Consider the following 20281-nt stretch of genomic DNA (forward strand, 5'->3'; position numbering starts at 1 on the left):
TAATTATCCTTTTGGTGTCACGACAAGGGTGACCCATTCCTCTTTTGCGATTCGCTCCGCGACATCCATATCCGCGTAAGCCTCCACAATTTTAGCTTCATATTTATCCAATATGCCTGAAAGAATCAGCCTGCCGCCCGGCCGCAACAGCTTTTTCAGCTCGTCGGCGATGAAGACAAGGACGTCCGCGACGATATTGGCGATGACGACATCGTAGGTTGCCGTCGCCTGGGCCGCCGACCCTTCCCAGATGTGGCGGAGGTCTACGTCGTTGAGTTCGCAGTTCTCCAGGGTGTTGCCGACCGAGACCGGGTCCGTGTCGCAGGCGTCGACGTTCGCGCCGAGCTTGCAGGCGGCGATGGAGAGAATGCCGCTGCCGCAGCCGACATCGATGACGTCGTCCCCGGGTTCGACGAAGCGTCCGACCGCTTCGAGGCACGATGCCGTCGTGGGGTGGTGCCCCGTCCCGAAGGCCAGTGCCGGGTCGAGGACGATGTTCACAAGTTCGGGATGCGGATCACTCCAGGTCGGGTGGACGTAAAAAGGCGCCACCTCGACGGGGGTAACACTCTCCTGGTAGGCACGCACCCAGTCCTCGGTCCGTTTCTTCTCCAGGGTCATCTCGACGTCGATGCTGCTTCCCAGCGCCTTCTGCAGCGCTTCGGCAAACTGTTCCAGCCCCCACTGCAGGGTGGAGAGGTCATCTTCGCTCCGGACGATAAAGCCCGTGTCGGTCTCTTCAAAGCCGACCGGGAGGGTGTCGGCAAGGAAATCGGCAAAGAGCTCGCGGTGTGACGAAGGGTTGACGGTCAGCTCATAGTAGATCTCATCCATTCCCGTACACCTTCATCACCTCTTCGAGGTCAATCGTCCCTTCATAAAAGGCTTTGCCGATAATCACGCCGGCAACCTCATCGGTCACCGCCAGGGCTGCGAGGTCGCTGTCGTCGCGGACCCCGCCGCTGGCGATCGTCGGGATGCCGGAAGCGCGGGCGATATCGAGGGTGAAATCGACGTTGACGCCCCCGAGGGTGCCGTCACGGCCGACATCGGTACAGATGATCGCCTCGACACCCGCATCGGCGAAAGCCTTTGCCAGGTCCGTCGCTTTCATCTCGCTCACTTCGCCCCATCCCTCGACGGCGACATAGCCGTCAATGGCGTCGATCCCGACGACAACGGGGTATTTAGCCGCCATCGCTTTGACAAATTCGGGGTCTTTCACGGCAATGGAACCGAGGATGACACGGTCGATGCCCAGGTCGAGGTAGCGTTTGATCGTCGCCTCGTCGCGGATCCCGCCGCCCAGCTCCAGCTTGACGCTGCAGTTCTGGCGGATCTTCTCGATCTGCTCGAGGTTTTTCGGCTCTCCGGCGAAGGCACCGTTGAGGTCGACGAGGTGGACCCATTCAGCCCCCAGTTCCTCGAAACGCTTGACAAGCTCCCAGGGCTGGGAGGAGTACACCTTCGCACTCTCCATAAGCCCCTTGGTCAGGCGGACCGCCTCACCGTCTTTCAGGTCAATTGCCGGTAATATCGTCATACGTTGCTTCCTCACAGGTTGATAAAGTTTTTCAGGATCTGCAGCCCGTTCTTGTGGCTCTTCTCCGGGTGGGGCTGGATGCCCATCACGTTGTCGTGGGCGACGGCGCTCGTAAAACGGTAGCCGTACTCCGTTTCCCCGATGATGTCCGCATCCTCGCCCGCCACGGCGTGGAAAGAGTGGACGAAATAGAGGTAGTGCGCCTCGTCAAGCCCCGCAAAGAGGGGGTGTTCCCGGGTGAACATGCGGTTCCATCCCATGTGCGGCACCTTCAGCGGATGGTCGAACTTCGCCGTATCGAAGGCGATCACCTTCCCTTTGATCAGCCCCAGCCCCGGGTTCGGTCCGAACTCCTCGCTGCTTTCAAACAGCAACTGCATACCCAGGCAGATGCCCAGCATCGGTTTGCCGCTGCGCGCATACGCCCGCAGCGCCTCGTCCATGCCCCGTTCGCGCAGGTGCTCCATCGCGTCTCCGTAAGCCCCGACGCCGGGGAGGATCAGCCGGTCGTACCCGGCGAGTTTGTCCGGGTCGCTCTCGACGGCAACGTCCTCCCCCAGCAGCGCAAAAGCATTTTTCACGCTGGCCAGGTTGCCCATGTTGTAGTCACAGATACCTATCATTCTTCAATCGCTCGTTTCGTAAATTTGATATAGAGTGCCAGTGCCACCAGCAGGAGGGAGACCCCGCCGATGATGTAGATGGCGTTGACCAGCATGGCCGGCTCGGTCATCGCGAACTTGAAGACAAGCATCAGGGCCTCGATGGAGAGGGCGATGATGATGGAGCCGAGGAAACGTACCATCGTTTTATGCGGGTCGGTTGCCCCGCTGTCCTGCCTGTGGCGCCCCAGAACCTCCTCTTCGAAGAGGGTCTTAACAAGGTCGAAGATAGCCAGGGCCAGGGTCAGGAGGATCGTCGACTCGAAGACCTCCTTGATCTCGATTTTACGCACGTCCAACCCGAAGTGCAGGAAGGTCGTCACCCCCTTGATAAAGAGCAGCAGCGCCACCATGGACAGCATAAAGGTAAAGGCAGCGTAACCATAACGGAAAAGACGCCCGTAGAAGGAGTGCAGCGCCATCGGGTGTGCGATCTGCAGCACCGCGTCCAGGGGCATATCCAGGCAGGCGACGTAGAGCAGCGCCCCATTTTCGTCGAAGATCGGCTGCGAGGCCGTAATCGTAAGGTCCTGGGTGATCAGCGACGGGTACGGATCGGTGATGGTACAGCGCTTCTCCCGTGCCGCGCGGTAGTAGTAAGCGCGGTCCGAGCGGATACGCCCGAAATCCTCGTCCGTCTGTTTCCCTCCCGGCAGAAAGGTCGGGGTGACCTGAACGCCCTTCTGGTCCAGCAGGTAGATTCCCTCTGCATCCCGCAGATCGCCCATGATCTTCTGCATGCGTACCATGATCGCTTCGGGGGTGATCGACGGCAGGCGGTTGGGCAGGTTCTTGGAGAAGAGGTAGCAAAAATAGGCCCGCGCTTTCGTGCGGATCTCGGAAAAGTTCTGTATGTCGCGTGCGACCATGGCATTCCCGTCCTCAAATAGTAGTACGTGATTATACCTCACCCCTGATGGCAAAGCGCTAAAGGACGAAGGGGAGCACCCAAAAGGCTCAAGGGTTTGACGCTATAATAGCGCCATGAATCACCCCCGCATCGCCATCGTCCGTCTCAGCGCCCTGGGCGACATCATCAACAGCGCCGTCGTCTTGCAGTTTATCCGCAAACACCGTCCCGAAGCCCGCATAGACTGGATCACCGAGGCGCAGTTCGCCCCCATGCTGCAGGGGCACCCGGAGCTCGCTACCGTCCACGGCATCCCCCTCAAACAGCTCAAACGCGAGAAGCGCTTCGGGCTGCTGCGCGACACAATCGCTCAGCTACGCGCGCTGGGCCCCTACGACGTCATTATCGATATGCAGGGGCTGCTCAAATCGGCCCTCGTCGCCCGTCTGCTCGGTCCGAATGTCCACGGCTTCGATGCCGCTTCGGCCCGGGAGGGCGCCGCGGCGCTCTTCTACCGCACCAAAAGCCGCATCCCCTACGAGGCCAATATCATCCGCCGCAACTGCGACATCGTTGCGGAAGCCCTCGGTTTCACCGTCAGCGATGAAGAACTGCTCGCCAAGGCCCCGGCTCTGCCGGTCGGAGCCCGCCCTGATTTCCTGGACGACGTCCCCTATATTGCCGTCGTCGTCGGAGCCTCCTGGCCCTCCAAGTGCTACCCGCCGGCGCAGCTGGCCGCCGTCTGTGACGCCCTGCCGCTTCCCTGTATCCTCGTCTGGGGTTCCGAGGGTGAGCACATGGACGCCGAGGCGATCGCCGCCGAGACCGCCAATGCCCGCGTGGCACCGAAAATCGGCCTGCCCGCACTGCGCGACCTCATCGGCCATGCGGCACTGACGATCGGCGGCGATACGGGACCCACCCACCTTGCCTGGGCGCTGAACCGCCCCTCCATCGTCCTCTACGGCCCGACGACCCCGCGGATGATGTTCGAAACCCCGCTGAACATCGCGGTCGAATCGGACTCGGAGGTCGATATCCTCCGTATCGACAAAACCGACATGAGCATCGCGACGATCCCCCCCGCCTCGGTTATCCAGAAAGCGAAAGAGTTGCTATGATCCTCTACTATTTTTTCCGCGCCGTCGAGTTTTGCCTGATGCTCCTGCCCTACGCCCTGCGCAAAGCCTTCTTTACCGGCCTCGCCTCCCTCGCCTACGCGGTCGACCGCCAGCACCGCGCCGTCATCCGCCGCAACCTCGAGATCGCCTTCGGGGAAAACGTCGGAGAAGCCGAGGAGAAGACAATCGCGCGCTACTGTTACCGTAACCTGCTGCTGAACTTCCTGCAGGTCCTCGAAAACCAGCGCATGACCCCGCAGCGACAGGCGGAACTGGTCACCTTTGCCAACCGCGACATCGTCGACCGCGCCCGGGAGGCGGGACGCCCCGTTATCTTCGTCTCCGGGCATTTCGGCAACTGGGAGCTCGGAGCGACGGCCATCGCCTCGCAGATCATGCCCACCGTCAGCATCCACAAGCAGCTCAACAACCCTTACTTCGACCGCTACCTGCTCGCATCGCGTTCGCGCCTGCAGATGCATATGGCGGAGAAACACGGCGCCGTCAAACACCTGACCCGGGCGCTGAAAAAAGGCGAAGCCGTCTCGCTGATGATCGACCAGAACATCCGGCCGCGGGAGAGCATCTTCGTCGATTTCTTCGGGACGCAGGTGACCCAGACCTCCGCGCCCGCCTTTCTGGCGCGCAAATACAACGCGGCGGTCATCCCCGTCTTTATCCATACCGAGGATGAGCAGCACTATACGGTCCGTTTCGAAGAGGAGGTTCCCGTGCCGCATACGGAGAACGCCGAAGAGGATATCCGCATCGCGACACAGCGCCAGTCCGATGTGATGGAACGGATCATACGGGAGGAGCCGAAGTTCTGGTTCTGGTGCCACCGCCGCTGGAAAGGCGGGAGCAAGGGGATCTACGAGGCGTAGTCCTTAACGGGCACTCCGCTTTTTTCCGACGGCGTAAAAGAGCGGCCAGAGCAGCACTGCCGCCACCATCATCAGAGAACTCAGCAGCTGCCCCATCGTCATCCAGCCGCAGCAGATAAAGCCCAGCTGCGGGTCCGGGGCGCGCCAGAACTCCGCCGCGAAACGCATCGCCCCGTAGGCGAAGCCGTAGAGCAGGATCAGCTCCCCGCGGAAGCGGCGGTGCTTGCGGTAGAGCCAGATGATGGCGAAAACGACGACGCCCTCCAGTACCGCTTCATAGAGCTGCGACGGGTGGCGCAGCGCCCCGTGGACGTAGATCCCCCAGGGCACATCGGTCACACGGCCGATAAGCTCCTGGTTGAGGAAGTTGCCGATCCGCCCGAAGACATACCCCATGGGGACGGCGACGGCGACAATGTCCATCAGCAGGCCGAAATGGATGTGGTGGCGCTTGCTGAAGAGGGCCGAAGCGATGAAGAAGCCGATGACCGCCCCGTGATAGCTCATCCCTCTGATACCGACGAACTCGCCGTTTTTAAACGGGTTGAAGATCTGCCACGGGTGCATCAGGTAGTAGGCCGTATCGGGATCGTAGAAAAGGATGTATCCCAGCCGCGCCCCGAGGATGACACCGATCTCGACCCAGATGAAGTAGGCGTCCAGCGTCAGCGTGTCGACGGGTACCCTGTCGCGGCGCACGTACCATTTCGCCCCGTAGAGTGCGGCGAGCAGCGCCAGAACGTACATCAATCCGTACCAGTGCACCGGCAGGCCGAAAAGCGAAAAGGCGACGGGATTGAAATGTTCGTAGATGTGGTTCCAGTACTCCATGGCGGCTCTTTCAGTGAATTGGACGCAAGTATAGCCAACTATATTTACAGATAGTAACTCAGCGAGGTCTTTCCGAACTTCTTGCGTTTTTGCAGGCTATAAGACCCGATCACGTCGGGCAGCTCGAGCCCGCTCATATGCTCGATGGTGATGAGGCGTACCGCTTCGCGGGGCAGCTTCGCGATCAACGAGAGCATATTGTCGTAGATATCCTCATGCCCCTCCCGGATGGAGAAGGGGGGATCGATAAAGAAATAGGCGGGCTCGCCGAGCTGCTTGAGACGTGCCACTGTCTGCGCGATCGTCTCGAAGGTGTCGCCGGCGATCACCTCGCAGGCCGCGGGGTCGGTCTGGGCGATGTTGCCCCGCAGCACTTTCAGCGCGTCACGGTCACGCTCCATGAAAATGATGCGTTTCGCCCCCCGGCTGAGCGCCTCGAGGCCGATGGAACCGCTGCCGGAAAAGAGCTCGACGAGGACGCTGTCCATAATCTCGAACTGAAGGGTGTTGAAATAGGACTCCAGCACGATCCCCTTGGAGCTGCGCGTCGTCGTTTTGGAGGGCAGCTTCAGCAGTTTCCCCTTGTATTTTCCTGCCACGATCTTCTTTGTCAGCGGTTTCATCCTCGCACCTCGTTCATGTAATATTCTATGCTGTAGCGCAGATCCTCGTCCAGGTCCGGGAGGCTGCGGAGCATCCAATCCAGGTAGCTCGGGTCGCGGCGGGCGACATCTTCGATGAATTTGCCGCCGTATTTGCCGAAGGTGAGCTTGTGCACCAGCGCCTGTTCCGTCGTCAGCGCCATCAGCCGCTCGTTGTCGGCCATCGCTGCCAGGTAGCGGTGCAGCAGCAGGGTATGCAGGGCGTCGCTGAGCGCATGGTGGGCGCTCAGGGGAATCCCCAGTTCGTCGGCGAGAGCCTGCTCCTCGCGGTAGAGCCGCAGCTCGTAGCGCAGGTACTGCAGGGAGAAGTGCTCGATCTCGCCGCCGAGCAGATGCTTGACGCATTTGAGCGTATCGATCATCCCTCCCTGCCAGGTCACTCCCTCCCTTGAGAGCATCTCTAGGTCGAAGGAGAGGTTATGGCCGATCAGAATCGTCTCGGGTGTGTTGAGTACTTCAAGCCGCTTTGCCGCGCCGGTCGCGTCGAACTCCGGAGCCTCCGCGAGCATCTCGTTGGTCAGATGATGCACCGCCATCGCCGCCGGCGGCACCTTTTTCGGAGGCTGGACCAGGTCGTACAGCGTCTCGTACCTGCCCTCTTCTTCGAGGATCATCCCCACGGAACAGATGCGGTCTTTTTTTTCGAGACCGGTCGTCTCCACGTCAAGGTAACAGAGCATCAGAACCGTTGCAGGAGCGTATGGTAGTGTTCAAGGGTCCGGAAACTCTTCTCAAAGCGCCAGCGCAGCACGAAGGCGACAACGGCGTCGCGCTGGGTGGGTTCGAGCTTTTCGGCGCGCCCGAAATAGGCCAGTGAACTGTTCTTGTTCCTGACTTTCGCCTCGCGGTCGTAGGTGATAGCGATGATCTGGACATATTTGCCCTCATGCGGCGTCCCCAGCGTATCGTCGGCAAGGGAGATCCCGGCGAGGTTCATCGCCTTGAATTCGAAAAGATCCGCGAATTCGGGCACCTTTTCATCGACGCCGAGAGCGTGGTAGAGGGATTCGAGCGCAGCCATGTTCTCCTTGCGTGCGACTTCGTAGCTTGAAATCTTTGCCGTAAGGTTTTTCAGACGATCCAGTGCCGTTGACACGTCTGCGCTCCTTTCCATTGATACGCTCCGGGAGCAAAAGCCCCCGTACCTACGCTAACGCTTTGTTCCGCCCCGGCATTTCCTTCGGTCATCCTCGGCGGAGTGCCCGTACCCCAAGGGTACTTCCTCCGAGCGCGCGCCTTCAGCGCTATTAGAACGTCACCTTCGCGAGCTATAACATTAAGATGCTCGACACACAAGCCATCTTCTGCATTATCATAGCAGTTTAACCAACCGTGCTTTATAATCAGCAAAAACTTTGGCGCATCGCGCCTGTGAGGTGATATGGATTATTTCAAGATCAACGGACCGAAAACCCTGGAGGGCAGCGTCGCCGTCTCCGGCGCCAAGAATGCCGCCCTGCCGCTGATCGCCATGACGATCCTTTCCGAAAAGCCGGTGACCGTCACGAACCTGCCCCACGTCGTCGACATCAAAACCCTGCTCAAACTGCTGACCAACCTCGGCGCGGCCTTTGAACTCGACGGTAACCGTGTCACCATCGACACCCGGCCGGTCAGCCATACAATGGCCACCTACGACATTGTTAAAACCATGCGCGCGTCCATTCTCGTCCTTGGCCCGCTGCTCGCGCGCTTCGGCCACTGCGAAGTCTCCCTGCCCGGGGGCTGCGCCATCGGGCAGCGGCCGATCGACCTGCACCTCAAAGCCCTTGAGCATATGGGCGCGGAGATCACCATCCATGCCGGCTACGTCCGCGCCGAAGCCCCCGACGGCCTCAAGGGTGCGCACATTCTCTTCGACAAGATCACCGTCACCGGCACGGCCAATATCGTCATGGCCGCCGCCCTGGCCAAAGGGAAAAGTATCATCACGAACGCCGCGCGCGAACCCGAAGTCGTCCAGCTCTGCGAGATCCTCCGTGATGCCGGGGTCGCCATCGAAGGGATCGGCAGTTCCGAGCTTGTCATTGAAGGCACCGCGGGCAAACTCGTCGACATCGCCTCTTTCGCCGTCATCCCCGACCGCATCGAAGCAGGCACCTACCTCTGCGCCGCGGCCATTTCACGCTCACCGCTAACGCTGACAAATGTCCGGCCCGACCACCTCGAAGCAGTTCTGGGCAAACTCGAAGAGATGGGCGTGGGGATCGAAACGACGGAGGACACGATCACCGTCCACCCTGTTCAGTCCCTCAAACCGGTCGACATCACGACCATGGAGTACCCCGCCTTCCCGACGGACATGCAGGCGCAGTTCCTCGCGCTCTGTACCCAGGCCGAAGGGACATCGACCGTCGAAGAGCGCCTCTTCGAAAACCGCTTTATGCACGTCAGCGAACTGCAGCGCCTCGGGGCCGACATCACCCTCAAGGGCAATACCGCCACCGTCAAAGGCCCCTCGGCGCTCTTCGGCGCGGATGTCATGGCCACGGACCTGCGCGCCTCCAGCGCCCTCGTACTCGCGGCGCTGGTGGCAGAGGGGGAGACGAACATCCACCGCATCTACCACCTCGACCGCGGCTATGAGGCGCTCGAAGAGAAATTCAGCCTGATCGGTGCGGACATCGCCCGCCTGAAAGAGTAGTAGGGAAAAGAAAAGGGGGGATCACTTCTCTTCGAAGATGATCATTTCGTAGATACTTTTTTTCGTCACCAGCGCCTTCTCGGGCGGTACACTGGTGCTCTGCTTCGCCTGGGCCAGCTGGTAGCGCAGCTCGGCAATCTCCTGCTCCATCGTATCGATCTGTTCCTTGAGGCGCAATGCCACATCGACACCGGCAAGGTTGACGCCCATTTCGCGGGTCAGGCGGAGGATCAGCTTGATGCGGTCGATATCGCGCTGGGAGTAGAGACGAATCCGGCCGTCCGAGCGCGAAGGGGTAATAAGGTTCTCACGCTCATACTGCCGCAGGGTCTGCGGATGGATGTCGAGGATCTTCGACACGATGCTGATCAGGTAGACCGGTTCGTCATACGTATGCATGGCTTACTCCTTAGGTAGTTGCGCTTTCATCGCCTCGGTCAACTCTGGATCAAGGTCGTCCACATTCGGCAGGATGATGTTCGCGACGAGGTAGAGGTCTCCGCGTACGTTGCTTTTGCGGTTCATCACCCCCATCTCTTTCACACGGAAACGCTGGCCGTTCTTCGTGTTCTGCGGTACTTTGAGGGTAATCTCCTTCTCCAGCGTCTTGACGCTCACCTTGTCGCCGAAAAGCGCCGCGTAGAGCGGGACGTCAAAGGTTTTGATCAGCGTGTCGCCGTCGCGCTCGTATTCCGGGTTGGTGGCAATGTTGATCTTGAGGTAGAGATCGCCTGCGCTGCCGCCCTGTTTGCGCCCTTTGCCGCGGACGCGGAGCTTCTCAGCCGCCTTGATCCCCGCGGGGATCTTGATGTCGAAACTCTCCCCCTCCACGTTCACCTGGTGCTTGCCGCCGAGGATGGCCGTCTGGAACGGGACGGTAATGGCGCTCTCCAGGTCGAGGTTGACCGGCTGCTGGTAACCGCCGCCCCCGAAACCGCCAAAACCTCCGAAGCCGCCTGCACCGCCGCCGAAGCCCCCGGCTCCGCCACCGAAACCGCCGAAGCCTCCCCCGCCGCCGAACATCTGGCGCAGGATCTCGTCGAGGTCGACGTTGCCGCCCTGGGCGCGGGCAAAGTCCTGGAAGTTCTGGCCGCCGAACATCTGGTCGCCGAAACGGTCGTACTGCGCTTTCTTCTCTTTATCGCTCAGCACCTCGTACGCGGCATTGATCTCTTTGAACTTCTCCTCCGCTTCGGGGGACTTGTTCACATCGGGATGGTACTGGCGCGCCATCTTCCGGTAGGCTTTTTTGATTTCCGATTCGTTCGCGTTTTCATTGACGCCAAGGGTTTCATAAAGGCTTTTGCTCATGCAGTGTTACCTAGTTATATATTTTATTTTTAGCAGTGATTATAGCATATAAGTTGAGTCGATGTCAATCAAGGTTTGTTTTGCAGCGCTTTATGGAACTTTTAAGTTTCCGGTAGTATAATTTCGGCCCTCGGGGTGTGGCGCAGACTGGTAGCGTGCTTCGTTCGGGACGAAGAGGCCGCAGGTTCGAATCCTGTCACCCCGACCACTCTTCTTACTTTTCTACACAATCTTTTACGTTTAAAATGTCAGTATCGGTTCCCATATCATGCTGCAGAATAACTGATTTTCAATCTTTACTCATTGATAGATATAGCGTTCAAACGTTTCCTTTGGCACTTATTCATATATCCATGATCGAGAAGTCCTTATTGGCAAAATGATTGTCATTATGCAGTATCAATGAGAAGTAAGCGCAGCGTTCACGGCCCTTATGGATCATGGCCTTATGCAATCACAGACCGGACTGACGTCAATAAAGATTTAAAGAACAGCTTTCCATCACGACTTGTGTCCCCGCTACCGTGCCGTCACTCTTCCAGAGGGCGAAGCCCTCTTCGCCCCATGCGTAGAAAAGCACCTTGCCGTAAAGCCCGCCGAGGATAAACGGATTTGAGCCTTTATCAGGTCTAATATCTTTCACTACCTTCGTCCCTGCTTCCGTACCGTCGCTTTTCCAGAGTTCTCTGCCGTAAAGGTCATCCTGGTAGTAGGCAGCGAAATAAAGGGTGTTGCCGACTGCTGTCAGCTGCTCAATGTCACTGCTGTCACTGCCGGGGACCAGGTCTTTTACCATCACGGTCCCTTCTGTCGTACCGTCGCTCTTCCAGAGTTCATAACCATGCGTTACATCGTACGCTTTGAAATAGAGTGTACCGTTCACCGCTGTCAGATAATCCAGATACGAGCTGTCAGGACCCTCACGAATATCTGCAACTATTACAGTTCCTGCTGCCGTGCCGTCGCTCTTCCAGAGCTCTTCGCCATGCACGCGGTCATCGGCGGTGAAATAGAGCGTGCCGTTCACCGCTGTCAGCCGCTTCGGCGACCATCCAAAGACAGCTTTGACCATCACAGTCCCACCCGCCGTACCGTCGCTCTTCCAAAGCGCATCGCTGGACACGTCGTCATGCGCTATAAAATAAAGGGTACCGTTCACGTTCGTCAGATAGCCCGGATAGGAAGAATCTCCGCCTGTTCGGATATCCTTCACCATCATGGTCCCCTCCGCCGTGCCGTCACTTTTCCAGAGTTCCAGGCCGTTCACCCCATCGTAAGCGGTGAAATAGAGCGTGCCGTTCATATCCGTCAGCTGTTCCGGTCCCGAGCTGTCAACGCCCTCGACAATATCCGTGACTATCGCGGTCCCTGCCGCCGTACCGTCGCTCTTCCAGAGCTCCCAGCCGTGCACAGGTTCATTGACACTGAAGTAGAGGGTATTCCCGACCGCCTCAAAGTCATAGAAACTGGGGCTATCGGTTCCTTCGACAATCTCTTTTACCATCACGGTACCCGTCTCGGTGCCGTCGCTCTTCCAAAGCTCTTCGCCGTGGATTTTGTCATCGGCAACGAAATAATAGGTATCGCCGATCTGAACGAATGTTTTAGGTTCTCCGTCAGTCTTCAACGATCTCCGGGTTGTCTCGTTGGTGCTTTTGACCATAAAAGTCCCCTCTGCCGTGCCGTCGCTCCGCCAGAACCCTCGGCCGTGCATATCGTCTTCCGCGGCAAGGAAGAACGTGTTGCCGATTGCAATCGCCGGAGCCGGATAGGAACTTGACACGCCTTCCCTAATATCCTTGACCATCACAGTCCCGACCGCCGTACCGTCGCTCTGCCAGAGCTCATGGCCGTGATCAGCATCACTGGCAGCGAAATAAAGGGTGTTCCCCACTGCCTTAAGCCTGTTAGGATACGATGAAGACGTACCGGCATAGATATCTTTTACAAGAACGGTTCCCTCCTCTGTACCGTCGCTCCTCCACAGTTCCTGGCCATGGGTAGCCTCGCTGGCACTGAAATAAAGCAGCCCTCCCATTTCTACCAGATTCTGCGGAGATCCATAGCTGGCACCCGCGGCGCTATCCTTCACGATGACGGTTCCTGTTTCCGTACCGTCGCTCTTCCAGAGTGCCTCGCCATTTGTAGGGTCATAGGCAATGAAATAGAGGCTCCCGTTGACATTCGTCAAAGCACTCGGCCATGAACTTCCAGTAGGATTGATATCTTTGACCATCACTACGCCTGCGTCCGGATCGGTTCTCCACAGCTCGTAGCCTGCAGAACCGTCGGCTGCTTTAAAATAGAGGGTGTCACCGACCGCCGTCAGTTTCTGCGGAAAGGAGCTGCCGCCCTCGTCAATGTCCGCTACCATGACAGTCCCTTCCGCCGACCCGTCACTCTTCCAAAGCTCCCAGCCGTGCACAGAGTCATTGGCGCAGAAGTAGAGGGTTCCGTTGACGTTCGTCATGTATGCAGGAGAAGCATCGTTCGGCAGATTTATATCTTTGACTTTTACGGTCCCCTCCGGTGTACCGTCGCTTTTCCAGAGCTCCCTGTCAACAAAGCTATCGCCGACACTGAAATAGAGAAGGCCGCCCATTTCAACCAGATAGATCGGATTCCCGCTCGTTGTCCCCTCGACAGTGTCTTTCACCAACACCGTCCCCGCTTCCGTCCCGTCGCTCTTCCATAGCTCATAGCCGTGAAGCTCATCATAGGCTCGGAAATAGAGCGTCGTACCGACAACCGTCAGATAGACCGGGTCCTTTTCATAGGAGGACGACACACCACCCTGATAATTCAGCTCCATTTCAAAGGGGAACGACACACCTTTGAACATCACGGTCCCCGCTTCCGTCCCGTCGCTCTTCCAGAGCCGTCGATTACCATTATCCAGGCCGTCATCGGCAATAAAATAGAGCGTCTCACCGATTTTGACGAACTCCTGCGGATTCGAAGCATTCTGATAAAGGTTGATGTCTTTGACCAGCCGCGTCCCTGCGCGTGTGCCGTCGGTGATCCAGGGTTCGGTGCCATGTTGCGCATCACACAGCGGCAGCATCGCCGTCTCGCCAGAATTGCCGCCGCCACAGCCTACAGCGAGCAATGCAATAAGACTTGCAGAAAATGCAACTAATCCATAATAGGCAATTTTTTTCATGACTGTTCCAAATTATTTTATGTATTCAATACTATATGACCTTGACTTAAAACAATGTATATAAATTTATAATGTTATATACCGTTATATAGCCCCTCTTGATCGTCAAATTGAATTCATAGCAGTGGCAGGGTACTCTCTGCACTTTGACATCTTCCGAGTCTCTATTCAGAGGAACAATCAGAGCAATTCTTAAAGAATTAAAATGAAAAAGTGAAGAGAATTGTAGAGAGGAAAGCTTCCGGAAGGTTCCGGAAACGTTTAGTGGAGGAAGTGGCGGACGCCGGTGAAGTAGAGCGCCATGCCGTATTCGTCTGCCGCGGCAATCACTTCGTCATCACGGATTGAGCCGCCCGGTTCGATGACCGTCTTGACGCCTGCGGCCGCCGCAGCGTCGATGGAGTCGCGGAACGGGAAGAAGGCTTCGCTTGCCAGCGCGGCACCGGTGACGTCCAGCCCCATCGCCTCGGCTTTTTTCAGCGCACACTGCGACGCGTCGACGCGCGACGTCATCCCCATGCCGACCGCGACCATCGCCGCGTCCTTGACGTAGACGACACAGTTCGATTTTGTCAGCGACGCGACTTTCCACGCGATCTCCGCGTCTTTCATCGCCGCCGCATCCGCGCTCAGCTTGCTTTTCTGCTCGGCGTTGCTGATCTCATCCGCTGCCACCTTGTCGGCATCCTGGAAGACGAAACCGCCGTCGATGTGTTTGAAGTCAACGGCATCGTTGGCGAGGACAATCTTGTCGCTGCCGTATTCGAAAAGCTTGATGCGCTTCTTCGCCGCGAACACCTCCTGCGCTTCCGCCGTGATACGGCCGGCAATGATCACTTCGAGGAAGATCTCGTTCATCTTCTCCGCCAGCGCCTTGTCGACGACACCGTTGACAGCGACAACGCCGCCGAAGGCGGACACGGGGTCGCATTTGAGCGCTTCGGTATAGGCGTCGAGCAGGCTGTCGCGGATGGCGAAGCCGCAGGGGTTGCCGTGCTTCACGATACAGACGGCACTTTCGTCGCCGAAGGCCGCGGCGATCTTGACCGCGCCGCTGATGTCGGTGAGGTTGTTGAAGCTCGCCTCGCCTTTGAGGGTCGTAAAGTTCTTGCTGAAGTGCTCCTCGAACTCGTACAGCGCCCCCTTCTGGTGCGGGTTCTCGCCGTAGCGCGTATTCATCACCTTCTTGCCAACGACGAACTGCTTCGCCCCCATTCCATCGTTGAAACGCTTGTTCATATAGTTGGCGATCATGCTGTCGTAGGCGGCGGTGTGCTCATAGGCTTTGATCATCAGGCTGCGGCGGAACTCGACGCTGTTCTCGTCGTTCTCGATCGCGTTCAGGACCAGGGAATAGTCGGAGGGATCGGTGACGATCATGACGCTGTCAAAGTTTTTCGCGGCGGAGCGGACCATCGCCGGTCCCCCGATATCGATGTTCTCGATGATCTCCTCGAAATCGTCCGTGCGCTCGATGGTCGCTTTGAAGGGGTAGAGGTTGACGCAGACGAGGTCGATCGGCTCGACGCCCAGTTCCGCGGCCTGGTCCAGGTGCGACTGCTTGTCGCGGCGATGCAGGATGCCGCCGTGGATGTAAGGGTTGAGGGTTTTGACGCGCCCCTCGAAACACTCCGGGAATTTGGTGACCTCATCGATCTCGATGGCCGCGATACCGGCCTCTTTCAGCATCTTGAACGTCCCGCCCGTTGAGATGATCTCATAGCCGTTTTTCACCAGGGACGCCGCGAATTCGACGATATTGCTTTTATCGCTGACGCTCAGCAGTGCTCTTTTCATTCCGTTTCGCCTTTTTTCGGGCTGACCGCCCATGTATTTCATTGACGGAATTTTAACAAAGGAGCGGTTAGGATTGGATCAAATTCTGATCACGCCCCGTGTTTTTGGCGGATATCCAGGAACTGCCAGAGGTTGTCGACAAAGAGCTCTACCAGTTTAGGATCGAAATGTTTGCCGCTCTCTTCGGTAAGATAGGCCAACGCCTTGTTCACCTGCCACTCCTCTTTATAGCTGCGTTTGCTCAGCAGCACGTCAAACACGTCCGCCAAGGCAACGATACGCCCGAAGATATGAATATCCTCCCCCTTCAGTCCTTTAGGGTAGCCGCTCCCGTCGAACTTTTCGTGGTGCTGGGCGGCGATGATCGCTGCGGCCCTCAGTACGGGCCGATCGGTGCGGCTGAGGATGTGGGCCCCCCACTGCGTATGGTGCTGTACCGCCTCGCGCTCTTTGGCTTCCAGCGGCAGAGGTTTGTTCAGAATCCGTTCAGGAACGATAACGTTGCCGATATCATGCATCGCCGAAGCCCTCTTCAGCATCTCGATGGCTTCCGGACGGAGTCCGTAGAGCTCGCCGAGCAGCGCACTGTATCCCGCGACTCTTTTGAGATGCCCCTTGTCCTGCGAACGGAGTTCCCCGACATACGCCAGGGTGTAGATCAGATCCTCCTCCGTCTCATCAGCATGCCGTTCACGGTGTTTTCGCAACTCCAGGTGCGTCCGGACCCGCGCATAAAGTTCCGAACTGTTGAAGGGTTTGACAATGCAGTCCGCACCGCCGGCTTCAAAACTGCGTTTAATCTCCTGCGCCCCCGGGATCATCCCGGTAAAAATGACGGGGATCTCCTGGGTCTTGGCTTCCGATTTCAGCCGCTTGCAGATCCCGTAGCCGTCGATGTTCTTCGCCGTTGCGTCAAGCAGGATCAGGTCGATATTCAGCGCGCCCGCTATCGCCATTGCCGCGTCTTCGTTCTCTGCCCCCAAAACGCTGCACCCCTCTTTTGCGAACAGTTCCCGGACGGTGACGATATGCTTCGGTGATTCGTCAACAACCAGGATTTTTGCCGGAAAAATTTTCATATTTACTCTTTTTAAAAACAATAAACAATATGATAGCACCGATATATTAATTTTTTATAAACTTTATTGTTATATAGCATTCTTATCACATTTGATCCGCCGGAGCAGATCGGCAGTGCGCTATAATGCCGCATGCGAACCAGACGCCTGCTGCTCTTACTGCTGTTCCTCGTCGCCCTCAGCGGCGAAGCACTGCACACCCTCAGTGCGCACCATGACGGGAGTCACTGTCCCGTCTGTACCGTCGTCGCCCACGCAGCAGCACCCGATATCGTCAAACCGTTCGAGCCGTTTATCCTCTTCCATGACACTGAAGAGCCTTGCCTGGCCGCCAAAGTCCACAGCAGCTTTGCCTTCCACTTCGTTCCGGCCCGGGCCCCTCCCCGCTTCGTTTAATCCCTACAAAAAAACCATAGCACTATGCAGCACCCATCACAAATCCAACCCGGGTGCACTGATTAAACGGAGTCTATTTAATGCAAAAAACTTTTATCTCCCTGCCCCTTTTCTACGCACTGCTCTTCGCGGATGCCGCTACGATCCTTCCGGTCGAAAAGCGTACCTTCGAACAGTCCAAGTTTATTCCGGATATCTCTCTGATTCTTGACGCTTCCTACGTTACCCGCAATAAGACAGATGACGAGATCGCCCACTACGAGATCCCCGGTGTCGCCCACGGCATCATGGGGGCCCACGCCCACGACGGGAACTCCCACGCCACCTACAACGCCTACAACGGCTTTAACCTCAACTACGGCGAACTAGTGCTCTCCAGCTCCGTCGACCCCTACTTCACCCTTGACGGCACCTTCCACTTCAGCGAAAACGGCGTCGAGATCGAAGAGGCCTATTTCACCTCGACCGCCCTCCCCTACGGCCTGCGTCTGCGCGGCGGGAAACTGCTCTCCAACTTCGGCCGCCTCAACTCCCAGCACCACCACTACTGGGATTTCGGGGACATGCCGCTCATCTACCAGGCCTTCCTCGGGGATCACGGTATCAATGAGAAGGGGGTCCAGCTGCAGTGGGTCGCTCCGACAGAGACCTACCTGATGTTCGGGGGCGAGGTACTCCAGGGCGAGAACGAGATGATGTTCGGCACCGCCAGCATCGCCGACCCGACCGCGACCGACCCCGATGCCGCGCCGCTGGCCGAATCGGCTGACGCGCCCGCCCTCTTTGTCGCCTATGCGAAAACCGCCGTTGATATCGGCGAGACAACCGTTATGCCCGGTATCTCCTACGCACGCGGCACCTCGCGGCTTGACCACTTCGAGGATGAAACGCCCCACGCTTTTTCCGGCATGAGTTCACTCTACGGTGCCGACCTGACCGTCAAACACTACTTCGACTCCTACAGCTTCCTGACCTGGCAGAGCGAATGGATGATGCGCGACATGAAGGGCACCCAGTATGCGCAGCCCGATGTCAACACGACGACCTCCGCCTCCCTGCGCAAAGAGCAGGCCGGCTACTATACCCAGCTCGTCTACGCCTACAACATGAACTGGCGTGCCGGCGTCCGCTACGACAATATCTATCAAAACGACGTCACGAAAAACGACGTGCTCCAGGATATGGAAGACGGATTTGAGCGCATCAGCGCCATGGTGGAGTACCACCCCAGCGAGTTCAGCCGTTTCCGTCTTCAGTATAATCACAATACGGCCCTCTATAACGAGGATGGCCAACGCCAGAGCGTCGATACGATTATGCTGCAGGCCAACATTGCCATCGGGGCGCACGCGGCACACGATTTTTAAGACATCCGTCTGTACTCGCCAGGGCAAGCTCCGAAGGTAGCTCCTTCGGGCACGCGCTCTTGGCGCTTAGTATGGGATGACACCCGATCTATAAAGGTTTGACATGAAAAAACTGCTTTTTATCCTTCTGCTGCCTGCCGCGCTCCTTGCCCACCTCAACATCGCCGTCACCTACCCCTACATCGGCGCGCTGACGCGGGCAGTTGGCGGTGACCACGTCACGACCGTCGTACTGGCCAAGGGCAACTGGGATCCCCACTTTGTCGTTCCCCGCCCCTCACTCATCGCCAAGATGCGCCGGGCCGACGCGCTGATCATGAACGGCGGCCAGCTGGAAATAGGCTGGCTCCCTCCACTGATCCGCCGCGGCAACAACCCCAAGGTCAATCCGGGCGCACCGACCTTTTTGAACCTGGCGCAGGGCATCGAGCTGATCAACAAACCGAGCGAGGTCGACCGGGCAAACGGGGATATCCACCCTGCCGGCAATCCCCATTTCCACCTCGATCCACACAACATCCCGCTCTTGGCAAAACAGATCGCGCTCTTTCTCGCATCGATCGATACGGAGCACAAAAGCATTTATGAAAAGAACCTGGAAAGTTTTAATGCGGAATGGGAAAAAAATCTCGAGCGCTGGACGCGGGTTATGGCCCCGAAACAGGGAATGAAAGTCGTGCAGTTCCACGACAACCTCGCCTACTTCAACAAGGCCTACGGCCTCATAAATATCGCCACGATCGAGCCACTGCCGGGGATCCCGCCCTCCCCGCGTCACACCCTCGACGTGATCGGGAAGATCCGAGCCAAGCATCCCTGCTGTATTCTGCACGACGTCTACCACTCCACCAAGACCGCGGAATACATCCGGGACAAGACCGGGATCAGGGTCATCCTGATGCCCCATGACATCGGGGCGTTGGAGTCCATCGACTCCCTCACAGCCCTGTTTGACTACCTGACAAAGGCTCTCACCGATGATTGATATTTTCCTGCCGCCGCTGCTGCTCGTCTTCGTGCTCGTCATGATCCACGCCTGGTTCGGCAAAGGGGTGCTCGAGCGGGGCATCATTTTCACCGACCTCGCCATCGCCCAGTTCGCGGCGCTGGGCAGTGCCGTCAGCCTGGGCTATTTCCACGGCGACTATCTCTACCTTTTCACCCTCGGCAGCGCCCTCTTCAGTGCCGTGCTCATCGCGTTTGCATCCCACAGGAACCTGCACCTGGAGGCCTTTATCGGGATTCTTTACGTCCTGGGAGCCAGCGGCGTCATGATGGTCCTGGCCAACTCCGCCGAGGGGATGGAGCACTTCAAGGCGCTACTGGCCACCGACATTCTCTTCACCCCCCTCGAACACGTGCTCTACAGCAGCATCGTCTATGCCCTGCTGGGGCTGTTGATCTGGCAGCTCTACCCGCGTCTAACAGGGTTCATGCAGGAGCTGCTCTTCTTTGTCATGCTCGCCGTCACCGTAACCTCATCCGTTCAGCTTGCCGGCGTGCTCGTCGTCTTTACCCTGCTGATCGCACCGGTCTTCATGGCGTCCATGCAGAAGCGTTTCCCGCCGCTGGGCTTCGCCTTCGTTTTCGGCTGGGCTTTCAGCGCCGCGGCGATCGCCGCATCCTACACCTTCGACCTGCCGACGGGGTACACCATCGTCTTTCTCGGTGCCCTCGGCGTCCTGCTCGGCACCCTGATGCTCAGCCGTAAGAAAGCGTGACTACTCGTCGAGGTTGTTCTCGTCCCAACAGGCGTCGACCTGCCGGTCGATGGCGAGGTCGGCGCTGGTCTGCTCATTGACGTCGCCGACGATATCCCACGTGCTGATTGCCATAAAGGCAAAGGCCGCCACCAGCACCGCCGTCACAAAATAGATGTTCATATACTCTTTCTTGAAAAGCTTCACGGGACTCCTTTCCACTCCAATTGTCCCCATTTTATAGCATAAGGGTTAATAATATGAAAAGCCG

At 57.9% G+C, this 20281-nt stretch carries 21 protein-coding genes and 1 tRNA gene; 8 read left to right on the top strand and 14 right to left on the bottom strand.

Annotated elements, in window-relative coordinates:
* Nucleotides 1-3: 3 nt before the first annotated feature.
* The 4 genes from WCX72_RS10330 to WCX72_RS10345 are packed head-to-tail and all read right to left on the bottom strand — an operon-like array spanning nt 4 to nt 3074.
* Nucleotides 4-834, bottom strand: coding sequence for a 50S ribosomal protein L11 methyltransferase (locus tag WCX72_RS10330; protein WP_345969698.1), 831 nt, complete (start codon nt 832-834; stop codon nt 4-6).
* Nucleotides 827-1543, bottom strand: a complete 717-nt coding sequence (gene hisA / locus WCX72_RS10335) for a 1-(5-phosphoribosyl)-5-[(5-phosphoribosylamino)methylideneamino]imidazole-4-carboxamide isomerase (protein WP_345969699.1) — start codon at nt 1541-1543, stop codon at nt 827-829. The genes WCX72_RS10330 and hisA overlap by 8 nt, the downstream gene beginning before the upstream one ends.
* A gap of 11 nt (nt 1544-1554) precedes the next feature.
* On the bottom strand, nt 1555-2166 hold the full coding sequence (gene hisH / locus WCX72_RS10340) for an imidazole glycerol phosphate synthase subunit HisH (RefSeq protein WP_345969700.1): 612 nt from the start codon (nt 2164-2166) through the stop codon (nt 1555-1557).
* Nucleotides 2163-3074 carry a PDC sensor domain-containing protein gene (locus WCX72_RS10345; protein WP_345969701.1) on the bottom strand — a complete coding sequence of 304 codons (912 nt, stop codon included), beginning with the start codon at nt 3072-3074 and terminating at the stop codon, nt 2163-2165. Before WCX72_RS10345 ends, hisH begins: the two co-directional genes overlap by 4 nt.
* A 115-nt stretch (nt 3075-3189) precedes the next feature.
* Between WCX72_RS10345 and waaC the strand changes: the two genes are divergently transcribed.
* Together waaC and WCX72_RS10355 are read left to right on the top strand one after the other, a co-directional pair.
* Nucleotides 3190-4176 carry a lipopolysaccharide heptosyltransferase I gene (waaC, locus tag WCX72_RS10350; RefSeq protein WP_345969702.1) on the top strand — a complete coding sequence of 329 codons (987 nt, stop codon included), beginning with the start codon at nt 3190-3192 and terminating at the stop codon, nt 4174-4176.
* A complete protein-coding gene (locus WCX72_RS10355) occupies nt 4173-5060 on the top strand; it encodes a lipid A biosynthesis lauroyl acyltransferase (protein WP_345969703.1) in 888 nt (295 codons plus the stop codon). The genes waaC and WCX72_RS10355 overlap by 4 nt, the downstream gene beginning before the upstream one ends.
* A gap of 3 nt (nt 5061-5063) precedes the next feature.
* On the opposite strand, the gene lgt is transcribed toward WCX72_RS10355, so the two are convergent.
* From lgt to WCX72_RS10375, 4 genes are read right to left on the bottom strand one after another with little or no spacing between them, the layout of a single operon-like run.
* Nucleotides 5064-5891 (bottom strand): prolipoprotein diacylglyceryl transferase, encoded by an 828-nt coding sequence (lgt, locus tag WCX72_RS10360; RefSeq protein WP_345969704.1) that lies wholly within the window; start codon nt 5889-5891, stop codon nt 5064-5066.
* 44 nt (nt 5892-5935) lie between these two features.
* Complete coding sequence (rsmD, locus tag WCX72_RS10365) at nt 5936-6514, bottom strand: 16S rRNA (guanine(966)-N(2))-methyltransferase RsmD (RefSeq protein ID WP_345969705.1); 579 nt, start codon at nt 6512-6514, stop codon at nt 5936-5938.
* Entirely contained in the window at nt 6511-7233 is a 723-nt protein-coding gene (locus WCX72_RS10370; RefSeq protein WP_345969706.1) for an exonuclease domain-containing protein, read from the bottom strand. Before WCX72_RS10370 ends, rsmD begins: the two co-directional genes overlap by 4 nt.
* Nucleotides 7233-7649, bottom strand: a complete 417-nt coding sequence (locus WCX72_RS10375; protein WP_345969707.1) for a hypothetical protein — start codon at nt 7647-7649, stop codon at nt 7233-7235. Before WCX72_RS10375 ends, WCX72_RS10370 begins: the two co-directional genes overlap by 1 nt.
* A 285-nt stretch (nt 7650-7934) precedes the next feature.
* On the opposite strand from WCX72_RS10375, the gene murA reads away from it, so the two are divergent.
* Nucleotides 7935-9197, top strand: coding sequence for a UDP-N-acetylglucosamine 1-carboxyvinyltransferase (gene murA / locus WCX72_RS10380; RefSeq protein ID WP_345969708.1), 1263 nt, complete (start codon nt 7935-7937; stop codon nt 9195-9197).
* A 21-nt stretch (nt 9198-9218) separates the two neighbouring features.
* Here murA and WCX72_RS10385 read toward each other — a convergent pair whose 3' ends face one another.
* Nucleotides 9219-9596 (bottom strand): helix-turn-helix transcriptional regulator, encoded by a 378-nt coding sequence (locus tag WCX72_RS10385; RefSeq protein WP_231018977.1) that lies wholly within the window; start codon nt 9594-9596, stop codon nt 9219-9221.
* A gap of 3 nt (nt 9597-9599) precedes the next feature.
* Complete coding sequence (locus tag WCX72_RS10390; protein WP_345969709.1) at nt 9600-10508, bottom strand: DnaJ C-terminal domain-containing protein; 909 nt, start codon at nt 10506-10508, stop codon at nt 9600-9602.
* Between the two features lie 131 nt (nt 10509-10639).
* Between WCX72_RS10390 and WCX72_RS10395 the strand changes: the two genes are divergently transcribed.
* Nucleotides 10640-10716, top strand: a tRNA-Pro gene (locus WCX72_RS10395).
* Between the two features lie 264 nt (nt 10717-10980).
* On the opposite strand, the gene WCX72_RS10400 is transcribed toward WCX72_RS10395, so the two are convergent.
* From WCX72_RS10400 to WCX72_RS10410, 3 genes are all read right to left on the bottom strand, one after another.
* Entirely contained in the window at nt 10981-13671 is a 2691-nt protein-coding gene (locus WCX72_RS10400) for an ELWxxDGT repeat protein (RefSeq protein WP_345969710.1), read from the bottom strand.
* Nucleotides 13672-13932: 261 nt separating this feature from the next.
* Nucleotides 13933-15468 (bottom strand): bifunctional phosphoribosylaminoimidazolecarboxamide formyltransferase/IMP cyclohydrolase, encoded by a 1536-nt coding sequence (gene purH, locus WCX72_RS10405; RefSeq protein ID WP_345969711.1) that lies wholly within the window; start codon nt 15466-15468, stop codon nt 13933-13935.
* Nucleotides 15469-15557: 89 nt separating this feature from the next.
* Nucleotides 15558-16547: an HD domain-containing phosphohydrolase gene (locus WCX72_RS10410; RefSeq protein WP_345969712.1), complete on the bottom strand. Its 990-nt coding sequence runs from the start codon at nt 16545-16547 to the stop codon at nt 15558-15560.
* Between the two features lie 132 nt (nt 16548-16679).
* Between WCX72_RS10410 and WCX72_RS10415 the strand changes: the two genes are divergently transcribed.
* From WCX72_RS10415 to WCX72_RS10430, 4 genes are all read left to right on the top strand, one after another.
* The gene (locus WCX72_RS10415) at nt 16680-16943 is read left to right on the top strand and encodes a hypothetical protein (protein WP_345969713.1); all 264 of its coding nucleotides are present in this window, start codon (nt 16680-16682) and stop codon (nt 16941-16943) included.
* 80 nt (nt 16944-17023) lie between these two features.
* Nucleotides 17024-18310 (top strand): hypothetical protein, encoded by a 1287-nt coding sequence (locus WCX72_RS10420; RefSeq protein WP_345969714.1) that lies wholly within the window; start codon nt 17024-17026, stop codon nt 18308-18310.
* Between the two features lie 103 nt (nt 18311-18413).
* Nucleotides 18414-19295, top strand: coding sequence for a zinc ABC transporter substrate-binding protein (locus WCX72_RS10425; protein WP_345969715.1), 882 nt, complete (start codon nt 18414-18416; stop codon nt 19293-19295).
* On the top strand, nt 19288-20031 hold the full coding sequence (locus WCX72_RS10430; RefSeq protein ID WP_345969716.1) for a metal ABC transporter permease: 744 nt from the start codon (nt 19288-19290) through the stop codon (nt 20029-20031). The genes WCX72_RS10425 and WCX72_RS10430 overlap by 8 nt, the downstream gene beginning before the upstream one ends.
* Here WCX72_RS10430 and WCX72_RS10435 read toward each other — a convergent pair whose 3' ends face one another.
* Entirely contained in the window at nt 20032-20217 is a 186-nt protein-coding gene (locus tag WCX72_RS10435; RefSeq protein ID WP_345969717.1) for a hypothetical protein, read from the bottom strand.
* Nucleotides 20218-20281: the final 64 nt, after the last annotated feature.

This window comes from Thiomicrolovo immobilis (assembly GCF_039645955.1).
GTDB classification, from domain to species: Bacteria; Campylobacterota; Campylobacteria; order Campylobacterales; family Sulfurimonadaceae; genus Thiomicrolovo; species Thiomicrolovo diazotrophicus.

Coding starts and splice junctions, on each gene's coding strand:
- WCX72_RS10330 (WP_345969698.1), bottom strand. CDS start 834: ATGGATGAGATCTACTATGAGCTGACCGTCAACCCTTCGTCACACCGC.
- hisA (WP_345969699.1), bottom strand. CDS start 1,543: ATGACGATATTACCGGCAATTGACCTGAAAGACGGTGAGGCGGTCCGC.
- hisH (WP_345969700.1), bottom strand. CDS start 2,166: ATGATAGGTATCTGTGACTACAACATGGGCAACCTGGCCAGCGTGAAA.
- WCX72_RS10345 (WP_345969701.1), bottom strand. CDS start 3,074: ATGGTCGCACGCGACATACAGAACTTTTCCGAGATCCGCACGAAAGCG.
- waaC (WP_345969702.1), top strand. CDS start 3,190: ATGAATCACCCCCGCATCGCCATCGTCCGTCTCAGCGCCCTGGGCGAC.
- WCX72_RS10355 (WP_345969703.1), top strand. CDS start 4,173: ATGATCCTCTACTATTTTTTCCGCGCCGTCGAGTTTTGCCTGATGCTC.
- lgt (WP_345969704.1), bottom strand. CDS start 5,891: ATGGAGTACTGGAACCACATCTACGAACATTTCAATCCCGTCGCCTTT.
- rsmD (WP_345969705.1), bottom strand. CDS start 6,514: ATGAAACCGCTGACAAAGAAGATCGTGGCAGGAAAATACAAGGGGAAA.
- WCX72_RS10370 (WP_345969706.1), bottom strand. CDS start 7,233: ATGCTCTGTTACCTTGACGTGGAGACGACCGGTCTCGAAAAAAAAGAC.
- murA (WP_345969708.1), top strand. CDS start 7,935: ATGGATTATTTCAAGATCAACGGACCGAAAACCCTGGAGGGCAGCGTC.
- WCX72_RS10385 (WP_231018977.1), bottom strand. CDS start 9,596: ATGCATACGTATGACGAACCGGTCTACCTGATCAGCATCGTGTCGAAG.
- WCX72_RS10390 (WP_345969709.1), bottom strand. CDS start 10,508: ATGAGCAAAAGCCTTTATGAAACCCTTGGCGTCAATGAAAACGCGAAC.
- WCX72_RS10400 (WP_345969710.1), bottom strand. CDS start 13,671: ATGAAAAAAATTGCCTATTATGGATTAGTTGCATTTTCTGCAAGTCTT.
- purH (WP_345969711.1), bottom strand. CDS start 15,468: ATGAAAAGAGCACTGCTGAGCGTCAGCGATAAAAGCAATATCGTCGAA.
- WCX72_RS10410 (WP_345969712.1), bottom strand. CDS start 16,547: ATGAAAATTTTTCCGGCAAAAATCCTGGTTGTTGACGAATCACCGAAG.
- WCX72_RS10415 (WP_345969713.1), top strand. CDS start 16,680: ATGCGAACCAGACGCCTGCTGCTCTTACTGCTGTTCCTCGTCGCCCTC.
- WCX72_RS10420 (WP_345969714.1), top strand. CDS start 17,024: ATGCAAAAAACTTTTATCTCCCTGCCCCTTTTCTACGCACTGCTCTTC.
- WCX72_RS10425 (WP_345969715.1), top strand. CDS start 18,414: ATGAAAAAACTGCTTTTTATCCTTCTGCTGCCTGCCGCGCTCCTTGCC.
- WCX72_RS10430 (WP_345969716.1), top strand. CDS start 19,288: ATGATTGATATTTTCCTGCCGCCGCTGCTGCTCGTCTTCGTGCTCGTC.